Source organism: Streptomyces sp. PsTaAH-137, assembly GCF_003259365.1.
Lineage (GTDB): Bacteria > Actinomycetota > Actinomycetes > Streptomycetales > Streptomycetaceae > Streptomyces.
Map to the genome: position 1 here is coordinate 47,710 of NZ_QLLY01000004.1, position 15,714 is coordinate 63,423.

Below are 15,714 nucleotides of genomic sequence, written 5' to 3' on the forward strand. Positions count from 1 at the left end.
ATCCGCACCCGGCGCGCGTACTCCGCAAGGTGGAGGCGCACGCGCCCGGCGCGCATAGCCTTCAGTCGTGGAGAACGTGACCGGGGACGGACGAGACGGCGGCGCGCACGGCTGGCGCGCGGCGACCGAGCGGGCCCTGTACGGGCCGGCCGGCTTCTATCGCGGGCCCGAGGGCCCCGCCGGTCATTTCCGCACGTCGGTCCATGCGTCCCCGCTGTTCGCCGGGGCCGTCGCCGAGCTGCTGTGCCGGGTGGACACGGCGCTCGGCAGGCCGGAGAGGCTGACGTTCGTCGACATGGCGGCGGGGCGCGGCGAGCTGGTGTCGGAGGTCCTGGAGCAGCTGCCGGAGAGCGTGCACGCACGCGTGCACGCCTGCGCGGTGGAGATCGCCGGGCGTCCCGCGGACCTCGATCACCGGATCGAGTGGCGGTCCGAGCCGCCCGCCGGGATCACCGGCCTGCTGTTCGCGAACGAGTGGCTCGACAACGTCCCGGTCGAGGTCGTGGAGACCGACGAGGACGGCACCGCCCGGCTCGTCCTCGTACGGCAGGACGGCACGGAGTCCCTCTCCCCCGCACCGCTCGGCGACGCGGAACGGCGCTGGCTCGACACCTGGTGGCCGCTGCCGTCCGAGCCGGGGCTGCGCGCCGAGATCGGGCTGGACCGGGACACGGCGTGGGCGGCGGCCGTGGGCACGGTGGAGCGCGGTCTCGCGGTCGCCGTGGACTACACCCACGCGCGCGGGGCGCGTCCGCCGTTCGGCACGCTGACGGGCTTCAAGGAGGGACGCGAGGTGCCGCCGGTGCCCGACGGGTCCCGCGACATCACGGCCCATGTGGCGCTCGACGCCTGCGCGACCGGACCCGCGGCCCGGCTGCTCGGCCAGCGCGCCGCGCTGCGCGCGCTCGGCGTCGGCGCGGACCGCCCGCCGCTGTCCCTCGCGTCCCGGGACCCGGCCGCGTACGTACGGGCGCTCGCGCGCGCGGGTGAGGCGGCGGAGCTGACGGCCCGGGGCGGGCTCGGCGACTTCGGGTGGCTCGTCGAACCGGTGGAGCTGCCTCTGGAGGGCCTACTTGTCGATGTCGCCGACCACGAAGAACAGTGACCCGAGGATCGCCACCATGTCGGCGACGAGCGTGCCCGGCAGCAGTTCGGTGAGCGCCTGGATGTTGTTGTACGACGCGGAGCGCAGCTTGAGGCGGTACGGGGTCTTCTCGCCCTTGGAGACGAGGTAGTAGCCGTTGATGCCGAGCGGATTCTCCGTCCAGGCGTACGTGTGGCCCTCGGGCGCCTTGAGGACCTTCGGCAGGCGCTGATTGACCGGCCCCTGCGGGAGGTCCGCGACGCGGTCGAGGCAGGCGTCGGCGAGGTCGAGCGCGTTGTGGGTCTGTTCGAGCAGGCACTCGAAGCGGGCCAGGCAGTCGCCCTCCTGCCGCGTGACGACCTTCAGGGTGTCCTGAAGCTCTCCGTAGGCGAGGTACGGCTCGTCGCGGCGCAGGTCGAAGTCGACGCCGGAGGCGCGGGCGATCGGCCCCGAGACCCCGTAGGAGTGCGCGGCCTGCGCGGACAGGACGCCCACCCCGCGCGTGCGGCCCCGGAAGATCTCGTTGCCGAGGACGAGGCGGTCGTAGACGTCCATCCGGGAGCGGACGGACGCGACGGCGTCCCGCGCGCGCGTGGTCCAGCCGAGCGGCAGGTCCTCCTTCAGGCCGCCGACCCGGTTGAACATGTAGTGCATGCGCCCGCCGGAGATCTCCTCCATGACGGCCTGGAGTTCCTCGCGTTCGCGGAAGGCGTGGAAGACCGGAGTGATTCCGCCCAGTTCGAGTGGGTACGAACCCAGAAACATCAGATGGTTCAGCACACGGTTCAGCTCGGCGAGCAGGGTCCGCAGCCAGACGGCGCGCTCGGGGACCTCCATGCCCAGCATCCGCTCGACGGCGAGCACGACACCCAGCTCGTTCGAGAACGCGGACAGCCAGTCGTGGCGGTTGGCGAGCATCACGATCTGCCGGTAGTCCCGCGCCTCGAACAGCTTCTCGGCACCGCGGTGCATGTAGCCGATCACCGGCTCCGCGTGCTGGATCCGCTCGCCGTCGAGCACGAGACGCAGGCGCAGCACACCATGGGTGGAGGGATGCTGCGGACCGATGTTGAGCACCATGTCGGTGCTCTCCGCGGCACCACCGATGCCGACCGTGGCCTGAGTCGTGGGCGTCATGCGGACAGTCTCTCCTACGTAGGGTGAATCCATGGAGACAGGGGCGACGGGGGCGGTGGGGCCGATGGGGCCGACGGGGATCAAGGACCAGGAGGGCGGCACCGGGGAGAGCGGCGGGGCAGGACCGGACTGGACCGGGCTGCCGTCCGGGCTGCTGAGACTGCGCCGGCTGCTGCTCGTGCTCTGGATGGTGCCGATCGCCGTCGGGGTCGCGGTGCTGCTCACGATCGTCGCGGGAGCGCCGTGGGCGGCGTTCGCGCTGCTGCCGCTGGCGGTGCTGGCGTGGGGCTGGCCGATGCTCGGCCGCAACTGGCGCTCGTGGCGGTACGCCGAGCGCGCCGACGACCTGCTGATCAGCCGCGGGGTGCTGTGGCGTGAGGAAACGATCGTGCCGTACGGGCGGATGCAGCTCGTCGAGGTGACCTCGGGCCCCCTGGAGCGGAAGTTCGGCCTGGCCAGCCTGCAACTGCACACCGCGGCCGCCGCCACCGACGCGACGATCCCCGGACTCGTCCCGGCCGAGGCGGAACGGCTGCGCGACCGCCTCACCGAGCTCGGCGAAGCCCGATCGGCGGGCCTGTGACGGCCGCCCACGCCCCCGAGGACGTCACGGGCCACGAGCAGCCCCAGAGCGTACGGGAGCGGCGCCTGCACCCCGTCACACCGCTGCGCCGCGCCTGGGCGCCGATAGCCGTTCTGCTCGGCTGGGCCGTCCACGACATGGACCAGGCGCAGCGCCAGCTCGCCCAGCTCACCGCCGCGACCCTGGCGATCGGCCTCGGCGTCCTGGTGCCGGCGGCCGCCCTGTACGGGTTCCTCACCTGGTGGTTCACGCACTTCGGGGTGACGGACACCGAACTGCGCATCCGTACGGGCCTGCTGTTCCGCCGCACCGCCCACATCCGGCTCGACCGCCTTCAGGCCGTCGACGTCACCCAGCCGCTCCTGGCCCGCTTCGTCGGCGTGGCCAAGCTGAAGCTCGACGTCGTCGGCACCGACAAGAAGGACGAGCTCGCCTACCTGGGAGAGAAGGAGGCCCGCGATCTGCGGGCCGAACTGCTCGCGCGTGCGGCCGGTTTCGCCCCGGAGTCGGCCCACGAGGTGGGCGAGGCACCGGCGCGGCAGATCCTGCGCACGCCCCCGAGCATGCTCGCCGTGGCGCTGCTGCTGACGGGCACCCCGTGGGCGATGCTGCTCGCGGCGGCCGCCGTACCGACGTTCCTGTGGTTCGCCACCCACAACCTGTGGACAGTGATCGCGGTCGCCGTGCCGCTGGCCGGCGGGGCGTTCACCAACAGCGCGGGCCGCTTCATCAAGGAGTACGACTGGACGGTCGGCGAGTCCCCGGACGGGCTGCGCATCGACCACGGGCTGCTCGACCGGGTGCACGAGACGGTGCCGCCCGGCCGGGTGCAGACCGTGCGGATCGTGCAGCCGCTGCTGTGGCGGCGGCGCGACTGGGTCCGGGTCGAGCTGCATGTGGCGGGGTCGTCCAATTCGGTCCTGGTTCCCGTCGCCCCGCGCGAGCAGGCCGAGGACGTCATCGCGCGCATCCTGCCGGGCGTCGAGGTGCCCAAGCCGGGCGACTTCACGGGGGCGCCGCGGCGCGGGCACTGGTGCGTACCGGTGTGGTGGCGGGCGTACGGGGTGTCCGTCACGGAGACCGTGTTCGCCGCCCGGGAGGGGCTGCTCCAGCGCCGGATCTCGCTCGTCCCGCACGCCAAGGTGCAGAGCGTGCGCCTCACCCAGGGCCCCTGGGAGCGCTGCTGGCGCCTCGCGGGACTCCACCTGGACACGGGCGCCGACAAGACGGTCACGGCGCGCCTGCGGGACGCCCAGGAGGCGGCGGAACTGCTGCGGGCGCAGGCGGACCGCTCGCGGACCGGACGCAAGGGAGCGCGGCCCGACCGGTGGATGAGCGGGTCGTCGGCGCCTTAGGGAGCGTAAGCGGCGGGGCGTTTTGCGGCTGGACGTGCTGCGGCTGGGCGGCCGACGCACGAAGGCGGGGCGAACTACAGCCGGGCGCACAACGGCTGAGCGCACGAGAAAGGCGCCCCGCCACCGGCGGAGCGCCCTCGTCACCACGTGTTTCACGCGCGCAGAGCCGACCTCAGCTCGCCCATGTCGATCTGCTCGGTCTCGTCATGAGCCGTCAGGTCGATGACTTCCTTGTCGGCCTTGTCGGTCGTATCGGCCTTGTCAGCCTCGTCGGTGGTCTCGGTCTCGGCCTTGTGCGTCTCGGGGTCCGCCGTCCCGGGCTTCTCCGCGGCGGCTGCCTTTCCCCGCTCGGCCTTCTGCTTCTTCTGCTCGGCGAGCGCCTCTTCCCCGACGACGTCGGCCAGGTCCTCGTCGTGCGCCACCGCGGAGTCCCCGGTGCCGAAGAAGTCGAAGCCGCCCACGAGGGACCTGCGGGCCGGTGCCGCCGGGGGCACCACGGCCGCGGCGGCCGGCACCGTGAAGTGACCGGACGCCGCCCGGGGCTTCCCCCGGGAATCGGTCTCCTCCGCGACGGGGGCGGGCGCGGCGGGCCGGGCCAGCCGGTCGAGCGCCGCGTTCGCCCGCAGGTACAGCGACGGGGTGACCTGGATCGGGGCCCGAGCCGGAGCCTTCGCCACCGGCTCGGCGGACCGGGCCGGGGGCAGCGCCTTCGCGGGCGCCGACGCCTCGATGGCGAGCCGGCGCCGGCCCTCCAGGGCGCTGGCCCGCTCCGTCTCCGCGGTGGCGTACCGGCGCAGCAGCGCGGCGTGCTCATTGCGCAGCCCCGCCAGCTCGGAACGCTTGGAGCGGAGCTTGCCCTCCAGACGGGTGCGCAGCTCGCGCGACTCCTCCAGATCCCCCTCCAGCTCCGCCACGGCCTCCTCGTGCCGCCAGCGCTCGCTCGCGGCGCCCCGGGTCAGATCGGCGACCTGCTTGCCCGCGAGCCGGTCCCAGCGGCGCATCACGACGGCACCGACGACGGCCGCCGCGGCCGCGGCGGCGGTGATGCCGCGCAGCACGAGCGGATCGCCGGACAGCCAGGCGCCGCCCGCGCACACGAGAGGCGCACCGGCGATCACCGAAGGCGGCAACAGGCGGTGCAGGGGTGGGGAATGGCGGTGGCGTCCACGTGGCATGGCCAGAAACTTACCGCGCGTAGGCGAATCGCGAAGCCCCGCCCGGCAAAATCCGGGCGCAGGCGACGCAGAAACCACCGAACTCACGCCAGAAACGACTCACTTGGCGATCAAGATCATTTCTTGACGAGGCCCTTGGCCTCCAGATAGTCCTTCGCGACATCGGCTTCCTTCTGCCGCTCGGCGTCGACCTTGCGGTTCAACTCCACCAGGTCGTCGGTGGTGAGGACCTTGGTCAGCTTGCCGAGGGCATCGGCTATCGCCTTGTCTCCCGCGTCCTTCGCGTTCACGACCGGAACGATGTTGTCCGCATTCTGCAGCTTCTTGTCGTCCTCCAAGAGAACGAGTCCGAAGTTCTTCAGCGTCGCGTCGGTCGTGGTCGTCAGAACGAGCTGGTCCTGCCCGTTCTTCACCGCCTGCTTGGACTGGGTGGTGCCGACGCCCTTCGGGTCGATGCCGGTGACGTCGATTCCGTACGTCTTCTTCAGACCCGGGGCGCAGAACGGCCGGGTCTCGCATTCGTCACCGGCCGCGATCTTGACCTTCTCGCCGGACTTGCCGAGATCGGAAAGGGTCTTCAGATTGTGCTTCTTCGCGTACGCCTCGGTCACCGCGAACGCGTTCTGGTCCACGGCCTCTCCGGCGTCCAGAACCTTCAGGCCCTCCGGCTCGGCGAGTCCACGCAGCGCGGTCATCGTCGCGTCGACATCACTGGACGCGACGGTCTTCGCGTCCGAGCCGTTCTTCTTCAGGTTGAGGAATTCGGCGAGCGTCGCCGCGTATTCGGGCACCACGTCGATGGCGCCCTTCGCGAGCTGCGGTTCGTAGATCTCGCGGTTCTCCACCGTCTTGACCGACGCGTCGTACCCGGCGTCGTCCAATATCTGCCGGTACAGCTCGCCCATCACCTTGGCCTCGGTGAAACTGGCGGCGCCGATGACGATCTTGCCCTTCTTGCCGTCGCCCGCGCTCGCCGAACCGCCCTTGTCGCCCTCCAGGCTGTCACCGCCGCACGCGGTGAGACCCGCGGTCAGGGCTCCCGCCGCCACGACCGCCAGGGCCATGCGACGCGTCCTGCCGTGCGTCCTGCTGTTCATCGCTCTCCTCGTTGCACTGGTAGCACTGGTAGCACTGGTAGCACTGCTGGCACTGCTGTCGCCCTGCTGGCTGGCTGTCGCACTGCTGACGGACGGCACCACGCCGTGCCGCCGGGAACCCTTGTCACACCCGCGGGTCACGCCCGCCCTCGCGCCGGGTCGAGGAACCGGCCCACCGCCACGAACACGCCCTCCACGACCAGGGCGAGCACGGCCACGAGGACGGCGCCCGCCACGACCTGCGGCGTGTTCTGCAAGCTGAAGCCGGCCGTGATGATCCGGCCGAGCCCGCCCTCGCCCGCCATCGCGGCCAGCGTCGCCGTCGCGATCACCTGCACCGCGGCCGACCTGAGCCCGGTCATCACCAGGGGGTACGCCAGCGGCAGTTCGACCCGCGCGAACACCTGGCGGCCGCTCATCCCCATACCGCGCGCGGCCTCCACCACCGCGCGGTCGACCTCGCGCATGCCCACGTACGCGTTCGTCAACAGGGGCGGTATCGCGAAGAGGACCAGCGCGATCAGCGTGGGCAGATCGCCGTGGCGGCCGAGCGGGGTGAGCGTGAGCAGCACCAGGACGGCCAGGGTGGGCACCGCACGCCCCACGTTCGAGATGTTGACCGCCAGGGCGCCGCCCTTGCCGATGTGGCCGAGCCACAGGGCCAGCGGCAGCGCGATCAGGCAGGCGACGGCGAGGGCGACCCCGCTGAAGTACAGATGCTCGGAGAGGCGGTGCCACACCCCCTTCTCGCCCTGCCAGTTGGCCCCCGTGGTCAGCCAGTCGTAGGCCCCCGATATCGCGTTCATGCGACCTTCTCCGGCATGTCGGGCTCCACCGCGGTGACGGTCTTGCGTCTGTGGGGGCCGCGGCCGCCCCGTACGGCCGTCGCGCGCGTCCACGGCGTCAGCCACCGCTGGACGCCGAGCAGCAGCAGGTCGGCGAGGATCGCGAGCAGCACGCACAGCACGGAGGCGGTGAGCACCTGCGCCTTGAAGTCGCTGTGCAGGCCGTCGAGGATCAGGGTGCCGAGACCGCCGTAGTCCACGATCGCGCCGACCGTGGTGAGCGCCACCGTGGAGACCGTGGCGATGCGCACGCCGGCCAGCATCGCCGGGAGCGCCAGCGGCAGTTCGACCTCCCACAGCAGCCGCAGCGGCCCGTACCCCATCCCGCGCGCGGCCTCTCTGGCCTCCTCCGGCACGGCCTGGAGGCCCGCCAGGATGTTGCGCACGAGGATCGTCAGCGAATAGAGCACGAGTCCCGTGACCACCAGCGAGGCCGAGAGCCCGAACAGGGGCAGCAGCAGCGAGAACATCGCCAGTGACGGGACCGAGTAGAAGATCGTGGTCAGGCCGAGCACCGGTCCGGCGAACGCTTTTCTGCGCCGCGCGAGCAGCGCGAGCGGGAAGGAGATCAGGACGCCGATCAGCACCGCGGCGACGGTGATGCCCAGGTGCTGCACGGTCGCGTCGGTCAACTCCTGACCGCGGGTGCGCAGATACTCCCCGCACACCCAGTCATTGGTCACCAGGCAGTTCTGCTCGCTCACCCCGCCCCCCTCCCCCGTTTCACCGAACGTATGTCAGGTATCCGTACCCGCGCACGCACGTTTTCGACTGTCGACGACCCTAGCGGGCACGACTGACAATGGCCGAGACCCGACCCCCGCCCGCAACACTGCCTTCACACAACTGCCGTGAACGCGGCGGCCCGTACCCGACCAGACCCCGGCAGAATGGCTTCCCATGATCCGGTTCGAGCACGTCAGCAAGCGGTACGCGGACGGCACCACTGCCGTCGACGACCTGTCCTTCGAGGTGAAGGAGGGCGAACTGGTCACGCTCGTCGGCCCGTCGGGCTGCGGCAAGACCACGACGATGAAGATGGTGAACCGGCTCATCGAACCCACCGAGGGCCGGATATTCCTCGACGGGGACGACATATCCGGTATCGACCCGGTGCAGTTGCGCCGCCGCATCGGATACGTCATCCAGCAGGTCGGCCTCTTCCCGCACAAGACCGTCCTCGACAACACGGCGACCGTGCCGCACCTCCTCGGCGTCAAGCGTGCCAAGGCCCGCGAGCGCGCCGCCGAACTCCTCGACCTGGTGGGCCTGGACCCGAAGGTCTTCGGCGACCGCTACCCCGAGCAGCTCTCCGGCGGACAGCGCCAGCGGGTGGGCGTGGCCCGGGCGCTCGCCGCGGACCCGCCGGTGCTGCTGATGGACGAGCCGTTCGGCGCGGTCGACCCGGTGGTCCGCGACCATCTCCAGACCGAGTTCCTGCGCCTCCAGCAGACGCTGAACAAGACCGTCCTGTTCGTCACGCACGACATCGAGGAGGCCGTCCGGCTCGGCGACCGCATCGCCGTCTACGGACAGGGCCGCATCGAGCAGTACGACACCCCGCCGGCCGTCCTCGGCACCCCCGCGACCCCCTATGTGGCCGATTTCGTCGGCGCCGACCGCGGCCTGAAGCGGCTCTCCGTCACCCCCATCGAGGAGGGCGACCTGGAGCAGCCCCCCGTGGTCCACCTCGACGACCCGCTGCCCAGGGAGCTCGACGCACGCTGGGCCGTCGTGCTCGACGACGACAACAACCTGCACGGCTGGCTCTCCGCCGAGCACGCGCGCGAGGGCACCGGAAAGGGCGCCACGGTCCGCGACCGGGCCCGCCGCATGGAGGCCTGGCTGCCGGTCGGCGCCTCGCTCAAGCAGGCGTTCGCCACGATGCTCCAGCACGACGCGGGCTGGATCGCGGTCATCGACGAGGACAGCCAGGGCCGCTTCCTCGGCGTGCTCACCCCGGCCCGGCTGCACGAGGCCCTGCGCCGCTCCACCGCCGCGGACGCGCGGGCCATCCCGCGCGCGGAGGTCGAACTGGAGACGGTCGCGCCGCTCCTCAAGTAGCCGTAGGGACCGAGGATCTAGAGGCGTCGGCTCAGCCACTCCAGGGTCGCCGGGATCTCCCGCCGCCAGGTGTTGAAGTTGTGCCCACCGCTGTCGAGGACGATAGACGACACGCGCGTGGGCGCCTTCACCCGCCGGATGAAGTCGAGAGTCGCCCTGTAGTTGTGCTCGCCCTGCCTGCTGCTGGTCACCAGGAGCGAGGTCGCGGGCGGCGGCATGTCGTTCAGGTAGCGGTCCAGATCGGCCCGCTCGCGCGAGCGGGCGTTCCCGTGGAAGAGGTCGCCCGTCGTCGGGTCCTGGGCCGCCCGGTAGTACGGGGACAGGCCGGCGGCCGCTCCGAAGACGCCGGGGTGGTGCAGGGCCAGTTTCAGCGCACAGTAACCACCTGTGGAGTCGCCGACGACGCCCCACTTCCTCGCGGTCCTGTAGCGCGCCCCCACCTCCCGCGGCAGGTCCGTGGCGAAGAAGGTCTCCGTGCGCGGGCCGCCCGGGACGTCCACGCACTCGGTGTCGCGCGGCGGTGCCACGGTGGGCCGCAGCATCACCAGGATCATCGGCCGCATCCGCCCTGCCGCCGCCAGCGCGTGGGCGGTCTGCGGATAGCGCAGCCCCCTGATCAGCGCCTCCGCGGTACCGGGATAGCCGGTCAGAACGACGGACGCGGGAAACGTACGGCGCGCGTAGCGCGGCCGGAAGTACTCGGGCGGCAGATAGACGTAGGCGGGCGCCGCGATGTGGGACGTACGCCCGACGATGTCGACCTTCTGCACCTGTCCTCCGACGGATGGCCGGGCCCCGCCGGACACCCCGACGTCCTGGGTGCCGACCACATGGACCGGCGCCCTGGTCCCGGCCACGTCGTGGTCGGTCACCACACCCTGCCCCTGCTCCTGCCCGAAGAGGTCCGCCCAGGTCGCGTAGAAGCCGTACGCGTGGTTCACGGCCAGGCCGACCGCGGCGAACACCGCCACCTGCGTCGCGAACAGCAGTCCGACGCGCCCCATGACGGACCGCCACGACCGGTGCGCCAGACGCGGCCAGAACAGCACCGTGCCCGCGAACAGCACCACGGCGAGCAGGACCGCCGACGCGAGGACTTCATGGCTCGTGAGCCCCATCGGACCTTTCCCATGGATGAGTTGACGCCGTCGGCCGAAAGACGCGGGGTCTTTTCGGTCCGGGAGTGAACCCGATTCCCGCTCACCCCGTCCTAGAGGGCGCAAGTCGCGGGATGCCGGACATGGCACCGCGTTCACGTTTCTCGCAGAACCACGGGAATGCGATGTTCGCCAGGATAGATGCGGAAAACTCCCAGGGGGTTGCACGCCGGATGAGGCGCGCTGCGCGCGGCCCGCGCCCGGAGGCCGTACCGACTGTGATCGCCCGTGCCTGCCTCCTCGTCGGCCTCCTGGACATAGCGGCCGGCGCCTTCCCGCGCTTCCGGCACAGCCGGATGCACACCCTGGCGGAGGTGCTGCCCGGCACCCTCGGCCCGTTCGCCGCCGCCTTCGCGCTCAGCAGCGGCGTCCTGTTGCTGCTGCTCGCGCACGGCCTGCGGCGCCGCAAGCGGCGGGCCTGGCGGGCCGCCGTGGTGCTGCTGCCGATCGGCGCGTGCGCGCAGTTCGCGTACCGGCACTCCTTCGCGGGCGTCGTCATCCCGCTCCTGCTGCTGTGGCTCCTCGCCAAGCACCGCGCGCAGTTCGACGCGCTGCCCGACCCGCGCAGCCGCTGGCGGGCGCTGGCCAACTTCGTGGTCATGGGAGCCGGTTCGATCCTGATCGGGCTGCTCATCGTCAGCACCCACCCGCGCCGCCTGGTCGGCGACCCGAGCCTGGCGGACCGTCTGCAGCACGTCCTGTACGGCCTGTTCGGCCTCGACGGGCCGCTCGACTACACAGGTAGTACCTCCCGCACGGTCGCCGTCTCGCTCGGCGCCCTCGGCATGGTCACCGCGCTCACCACGGTCTACTTCGCCTTCCGGCCCGAGCACCCGGCGGCCCGCCTCGCCCAGGACGACGAGAGCAGACTGCGGGCCCTGCTGGACCGGCACGGCGCCCGTGACTCACTCGGCCACTTCGCGCTCCGCCGCGACAAGGGCGTGGTGTTCTCGCCCAGCGGCAAGGCGGCGGTCTGCTACCGCGTGGTCTCCGGCGTAATGCTCGCCAGCGGCGACCCCATCGGCGACGTGGAGGCGTGGCCGGGCGCCATCGAGCGGTTCATGGACGAGGCGCGGGCCCACTCCTGGACCCCGGCCGTCATGGGCTGCTCCGAGACGGGCGGCGAGGTGTGGACCCGCGAGACCGGCCTGGACGCGCTGGAGCTGGGCGACGAGGCGGTGGTGGACGTCGCGGATTTCGCCCTGACCGGCCGCGCGATGCGCAACGTGCGCCAGATGGTCAAGCGGATCGAGCGCGCCGGCTACGAGACCCGGGTCCGGCGCATCCATGACCTCGGCCCCGGCGAGCTGGACCGGGTCCGCCGCGCCGCCGACGACTGGCGCGGCACCGACACCGAGCGCGGCTTCTCCATGGCGCTGGGCCGCATCGGCGACGCGGCCGACGGGGACTGTCTGATCGCCACGGCCCACAAGAGCGACCCCGCTTCATCGGGCGCCCCCGGCCCGTACGGCGACCTCAAGGCGGTGCTGCACTTCGTGCCCTGGGGCGACACCGGCGTCTCCCTCGACCTGATGCGCCGCGACCGCACCGCCGACCCGGGGATGAACGAGCTGCTGATCGTGGCCGCCCTCCAGGCCGCCCCGACGCTGGGGATCAGCCATGTCTCGCTCAACTTCGCGATGTTCCGCTCGGCACTCGCGCGGGGCGAGAAGATCGGCGCAGGACCCGTCCTGCGCGCCTGGCGCGGCCTGCTGGTCTTCCTGTCGCGCTGGTTCCAGATCGAGTCGCTGTACCGGTTCAACGCGAAGTTCCGCCCCCGCTGGGAGCCCCGCTTCGTCGTCTACCGCTCCTCGAAGGACCTCCCCCGGATCGGCTGGGCCGCCATGCGCGCGGAGGGGTTCGTGCACCTGCGCATGCCGGGGGTGCTGCGGCGCCGGGCACCGCAGCCGCGCCCGTGCGCCCACACCCGCCGGGAGGAGGAGGCCCACGCCGCCTGACGTCCCCGCGGGCCCACCGGGGCGGGGCACTCCCCATCCGGCTCTAGGCTGGAAGCATGAGCACGTCGCAGGTCCGCCGAGGCCACGTAGCCAATCTCCCCGTATGGGACCGCTGCGCGGTCATGGGAGTCGTCAATGTGACCCCGGACTCGTTCTCGGACGGCGGCCACTGGTTCGACACCACCGCCGCGATCAAACACGGCCTCGACCTGGTCGCCGAGGGCGCCGACCTGGTGGACGTGGGCGGCGAGTCCACCCGCCCCGGCGCCGCCCGGGTCGACGAGGACGAGGAGCTCAAGCGCGTCATCCCCGTCGTGCGGGGCCTGGCCGCCGAGGGCGTCACGATCTCCGTCGACACCATGCGCGCCAGCGTGGCCGAGCAGTCCCTGGCCGCGGGCGCCGCCCTGGTCAACGACGTGAGCGGCGGCCTCGCCGACCCCGCCATGGTCCCGGTCGTCGCCGCCGCAGGCGCCCCCTTCGTCGTCATGCACTGGCGCGGCTTCCTCGAAGGAGCCACCGTCCGGGGCACGTACGACGACGTCGTCCCCGAGGTCGTCGACGAGCTGCACGCGCGCGTGCAGGCCATCATCGAGGGCGGCATCGCCCCCGAGCACATCGTCGTCGACCCCGGCCTCGGCTTCTCCAAGGAGGCCGAGCACGACCTCGCCCTCCTCGCCCACCTCGACGCGGTCCGCGCGCTCGGCCACCCGGTGCTGGTCGCGGCCTCCCGCAAGCGGTTCCTCGGCCGCGTACTGGCCGACGAGCAGGGCGCCCCGCCGCCCGCGCGCGAGCGCGACGCCGCCACCGCCGCCGTCTCCGCGCTGGCCGCCCAGGCCGGCGCCTGGGCCGTGCGCGTCCACGAGGTCCGGGCCACCGCCGACGCCGTCCGCGTGGCCCGCGCGGTCGAGGGAGCCCAGTGACCGGCACCGACACCCAGGCCGTCGACACGGCCAACCGCTCCTTCTACGAGGCTCAGGAGCGCGGCGACTTCGAGGAGCTGACCTCGCTCTGGCTGGCACCCGAGGACGTCAGCTACGCCGAGGACGCCGACCCGGACGACGCCGAGGACACCTCGATCCACTGCGTGCACCCGGGCTGGCCGGTGCTCACGGGCCGCGGCGAGGTGCTGCGCTCGTACGCCCTGATCATGGCGAACACCGAGTACATCCAGTTCTTCCTGACGGATGTCCGGATCAGCGTGGTCGGCGACACCGCCATGGTCACCTGCACGGAGAACATCCTCAGCGGCGGCCCCGCGCCCGAGGACAGCGACGAGCTGGGCCCGCTGGTCGGCCAGCGCGTCGTCGCCACGAACGTGTTCCGGCGCACCCGCGACGGCTGGAAGCTGTGGTCCCACCACGCCTCCCCCGTGCTCGCGGAGTCGGACGACGAGACCGACGCCCTCGACGGCCTGATGGACGACGCGGACGGCACAGGCCCCACAGATCCCGCGGACGGCCCCGGGGACAGCGGCAACACGGACGGGGACGGGTCACCCGCCTGAGTGGGCGGACCCCCTCGAAAGGGCCGGAATCACGCGCTCGTGGTTGGTTTTCCAGCCGCCTGGGTAGGGGCGGCTACCAGCCTCAGGCCTGTCTGTCCATAGCCCCCACGGGCAGGGGATGTCAGTGCTCGCAGGTAGATTCGATCGAGGCCGGTACGTCGACCGCACATCGACAGGACCGGCCCCTACCGACGACTGCAGGAGTGATTCGCGTGGATCGTGTCGCGCTGCGCGGCCTCAAGGCCCGCGGGCACCATGGCGTCTTCCCCAAGGAGCGCGAGGAGGGGCAGACCTTCATCGTGGACCTGGTGCTCGGGCTGGACACCCGGGCCGCGGCGGCCGATGACGACCTGGCGAAGACCGTGCACTACGGCATCGTGGCCGAGGAGGTCGTGGCCGCCGTCGAGGGCGAGCCCGTCGACCTCATCGAGACCCTGGCCCAGCGCATCGCCGACGCCTGCCTGAAGCACGAGGGAGTCCAGGAGGTCGAGGTCTGCGTCCACAAGCCGGACGCACCGATCACCGTGCCCTTCGACGACGTGACCGTCACCATCACCCGGAGCCGAGTATGAACAAAACTCCGTTCGACCCGACCGTTCAGCCGGTACCGACCTCCGTGATGGAGCAGGTCGACGCCGCTGACAGCACCCTGTCCAACCCCAAGCTGGCCGTGCTCTCCCTCGGCTCGAACCTGGGGAACCGCCTGGAGACCCTCCAGGGCGCCGTGGACGCCCTGGAGGACACCCCCGGCGTCCGCGTCAAGGCCGTCTCACCCGTCTACGAGACACAGCCCTGGGGCGTCGACCCCGACAGCCAGCCCTCGTACTTCAACGCGGTGATCGTCCTCAAGACGACCCTCCCGCCCGACTCGCTCCTGGAGCGCGCCCACGCGGTCGAGGAGGCCTTCCACCGCGTCCGGGACGAGCACTGGGGCCCGCGCACCATCGACGTCGACATCGTCGCGTACGCGGACGTGGTCTCCGACGACCCGGTGCTGACCCTCCCCCACCCCCGGGCCCACGAGCGCGCCTTCGTGCTCGCGCCCTGGCACGACGTGGACCCCGAGGCACAGCTCCCCGGCCGCGGCCCGGTCACCGACCTGCTCGCCGCGGTGACCCGCGAGGGCGTGGCCGCCCGCGCCGACCTGGAACTCCGGCTGCCCGAGTAATCGTTAGGGTCTGATGGGCAGAGCCGTGCGGCCACGCACGGCTGACGGGCGACCGACGGGGATGAAGCAACCGCGATGAAGCAACTGCGCATCAGAACTCTGGCCGGCCTCTTCGTGGCCGCCGGGGTGCTGTCCTGGGCGGGCGCCCGCCTGTGGAACTCGCTGGGCACCCTGCCCAGCGTTCCGCTGGCCGCGCCCATCGTGCTCGCGGTGATCGCCGTCGTCCTGCTGGCGACGGCCCTCTCCATCCGCTCCCGGCTGCGCGCCCAGCGCGAGCGCCGCCCCGGCGCCAAGGGCGTCGACCCGATGATGGCGGCCCGCGCGCTGGTCTTCGGCCAGGCCAGCGCACTGGTCGCGGCGCTCGTCGCCGGCATGTACGGCGGCACGGGCGTCTTCCTGCTGGAGGAGCTGGACATCCCGGTCCGCCGCGACCAGGCGATCTACGCCGGCTTCTCGGTCCTCGCCGGCATCGCCGTCATCGCGGCGGCCATCTTCCTGGAGCGCGTCTGCAAGCTCCCGGAGGACGACGACACGGACACGGAGGGCACCGCGCCGGTGGCGTGACGCGGGCCCGCACGGGCCCGTGA

The 15,714-nt window shown here is 71.9% G+C and carries 16 protein-coding genes; 10 read left to right on the forward strand and 6 right to left on the reverse strand.

Annotated features, from left to right (window positions below):
* Positions 1-76 precede the first annotated feature (76 nt).
* Positions 77-1,105, forward strand: a complete 1,029-nt coding sequence (locus K377_RS09205) for an SAM-dependent methyltransferase (RefSeq protein WP_111663188.1) — start codon at positions 77-79, stop codon at positions 1,103-1,105.
* On the opposite strand, the gene K377_RS09210 is transcribed toward K377_RS09205, so the two are convergent.
* Positions 1,070-2,221, reverse strand: coding sequence for an NADH-quinone oxidoreductase subunit D (locus K377_RS09210; protein ID WP_111662734.1), 1,152 nt, complete (start codon positions 2,219-2,221; stop codon positions 1,070-1,072). The two genes, K377_RS09205 and K377_RS09210, sit on opposite strands and share 36 nt — an antisense overlap.
* Before the next feature lie 31 nt (positions 2,222-2,252).
* Here K377_RS09210 and K377_RS09215 point away from each other — a divergent pair, with 31 nt between their 5' ends.
* Positions 2,253-2,804, forward strand: coding sequence for a PH domain-containing protein (locus K377_RS09215; RefSeq protein WP_375605913.1), 552 nt, complete (start codon positions 2,253-2,255; stop codon positions 2,802-2,804).
* Positions 2,801-4,159 carry a PH domain-containing protein gene (locus K377_RS09220; protein ID WP_111662736.1) on the forward strand — a complete coding sequence of 453 codons (1,359 nt, stop codon included), beginning with the start codon at positions 2,801-2,803 and terminating at the stop codon, positions 4,157-4,159. The genes K377_RS09215 and K377_RS09220 overlap by 4 nt, the downstream gene beginning before the upstream one ends.
* A 152-nt stretch (positions 4,160-4,311) precedes the next feature.
* On the opposite strand, the gene K377_RS09225 is transcribed toward K377_RS09220, so the two are convergent.
* From K377_RS09225 to K377_RS09240, 4 genes are all read right to left on the reverse strand, one after another.
* Positions 4,312-5,334, reverse strand: coding sequence for a hypothetical protein (locus K377_RS09225; protein WP_111662737.1), 1,023 nt, complete (start codon positions 5,332-5,334; stop codon positions 4,312-4,314).
* A 116-nt stretch (positions 5,335-5,450) separates the two neighbouring features.
* Positions 5,451-6,431 (reverse strand): ABC transporter substrate-binding protein, encoded by a 981-nt coding sequence (locus K377_RS09230; protein WP_111662738.1) that lies wholly within the window; start codon positions 6,429-6,431, stop codon positions 5,451-5,453.
* A gap of 137 nt (positions 6,432-6,568) precedes the next feature.
* Positions 6,569-7,237: an ABC transporter permease gene (locus tag K377_RS09235; protein ID WP_111662739.1), complete on the reverse strand. Its 669-nt coding sequence runs from the start codon at positions 7,235-7,237 to the stop codon at positions 6,569-6,571.
* A complete protein-coding gene (locus K377_RS09240) occupies positions 7,234-7,980 on the reverse strand; it encodes an ABC transporter permease (RefSeq protein WP_111662740.1) in 747 nt (248 codons plus the stop codon). The genes K377_RS09235 and K377_RS09240 overlap by 4 nt, the downstream gene beginning before the upstream one ends.
* Before the next feature lie 196 nt (positions 7,981-8,176).
* On the opposite strand from K377_RS09240, the gene K377_RS09245 reads away from it, so the two are divergent.
* Positions 8,177-9,340, forward strand: a complete 1,164-nt coding sequence (locus tag K377_RS09245; protein WP_111662741.1) for an ABC transporter ATP-binding protein — start codon at positions 8,177-8,179, stop codon at positions 9,338-9,340.
* A 17-nt stretch (positions 9,341-9,357) separates the two neighbouring features.
* On the opposite strand, the gene K377_RS09250 is transcribed toward K377_RS09245, so the two are convergent.
* A complete protein-coding gene (locus K377_RS09250; protein WP_111662742.1) occupies positions 9,358-10,458 on the reverse strand; it encodes an esterase family protein in 1,101 nt (366 codons plus the stop codon).
* Between the two features lie 212 nt (positions 10,459-10,670).
* On the opposite strand from K377_RS09250, the gene K377_RS09255 reads away from it, so the two are divergent.
* From K377_RS09255 to K377_RS09280, 6 genes are all read left to right on the forward strand, one after another.
* Positions 10,671-12,455, forward strand: coding sequence for a phosphatidylglycerol lysyltransferase domain-containing protein (locus tag K377_RS09255; RefSeq protein WP_181512518.1), 1,785 nt, complete (start codon positions 10,671-10,673; stop codon positions 12,453-12,455).
* Between the two features lie 56 nt (positions 12,456-12,511).
* Entirely contained in the window at positions 12,512-13,375 is an 864-nt protein-coding gene (gene folP, locus K377_RS09260) for a dihydropteroate synthase (RefSeq protein ID WP_111662744.1), read from the forward strand.
* Positions 13,372-13,959 (forward strand): nuclear transport factor 2 family protein, encoded by a 588-nt coding sequence (locus K377_RS09265; RefSeq protein ID WP_258395003.1) that lies wholly within the window; start codon positions 13,372-13,374, stop codon positions 13,957-13,959. The genes folP and K377_RS09265 overlap by 4 nt, the downstream gene beginning before the upstream one ends.
* Before the next feature lie 212 nt (positions 13,960-14,171).
* Positions 14,172-14,531: a dihydroneopterin aldolase gene (gene folB / locus K377_RS09270; RefSeq protein WP_111662745.1), complete on the forward strand. Its 360-nt coding sequence runs from the start codon at positions 14,172-14,174 to the stop codon at positions 14,529-14,531.
* Positions 14,528-15,127, forward strand: coding sequence for a 2-amino-4-hydroxy-6-hydroxymethyldihydropteridine diphosphokinase (folK, locus tag K377_RS09275; RefSeq protein ID WP_111662746.1), 600 nt, complete (start codon positions 14,528-14,530; stop codon positions 15,125-15,127). Before folB ends, folK begins: the two co-directional genes overlap by 4 nt.
* 75 nt (positions 15,128-15,202) lie before the next feature.
* Entirely contained in the window at positions 15,203-15,691 is a 489-nt protein-coding gene (locus K377_RS09280; RefSeq protein WP_111662747.1) for a DUF3180 domain-containing protein, read from the forward strand.
* The last annotated feature ends 23 nt before the right edge of the window (positions 15,692-15,714 follow it).

Bases quoted from the DNA above. Each gene is read 5' to 3' on its own strand.
- K377_RS09245 (WP_111662741.1), top strand. From the start codon at position 8,177: ATGATCCGGTTCGAGCACGTCAGCAAGCGGTACGCGGACGGCACCACT.
- K377_RS09280 (WP_111662747.1), top strand. From the start codon at position 15,203: ATGAAGCAACTGCGCATCAGAACTCTGGCCGGCCTCTTCGTGGCCGCC.
- K377_RS09215 (WP_375605913.1), top strand. From the start codon at position 2,253: ATGGAGACAGGGGCGACGGGGGCGGTGGGGCCGATGGGGCCGACGGGG.
- K377_RS09210 (WP_111662734.1), bottom strand. From the start codon at position 2,221: ATGACGCCCACGACTCAGGCCACGGTCGGCATCGGTGGTGCCGCGGAG.
- folK (WP_111662746.1), top strand. From the start codon at position 14,528: ATGAACAAAACTCCGTTCGACCCGACCGTTCAGCCGGTACCGACCTCC.
- K377_RS09255 (WP_181512518.1), top strand. From the start codon at position 10,671: ATGAGGCGCGCTGCGCGCGGCCCGCGCCCGGAGGCCGTACCGACTGTG.
- K377_RS09235 (WP_111662739.1), bottom strand. From the start codon at position 7,237: ATGAACGCGATATCGGGGGCCTACGACTGGCTGACCACGGGGGCCAAC.
- K377_RS09250 (WP_111662742.1), bottom strand. From the start codon at position 10,458: ATGGGGCTCACGAGCCATGAAGTCCTCGCGTCGGCGGTCCTGCTCGCC.
- K377_RS09225 (WP_111662737.1), bottom strand. From the start codon at position 5,334: ATGCCACGTGGACGCCACCGCCATTCCCCACCCCTGCACCGCCTGTTG.
- folP (WP_111662744.1), top strand. From the start codon at position 12,512: ATGAGCACGTCGCAGGTCCGCCGAGGCCACGTAGCCAATCTCCCCGTA.
- K377_RS09230 (WP_111662738.1), bottom strand. From the start codon at position 6,431: ATGAACAGCAGGACGCACGGCAGGACGCGTCGCATGGCCCTGGCGGTC.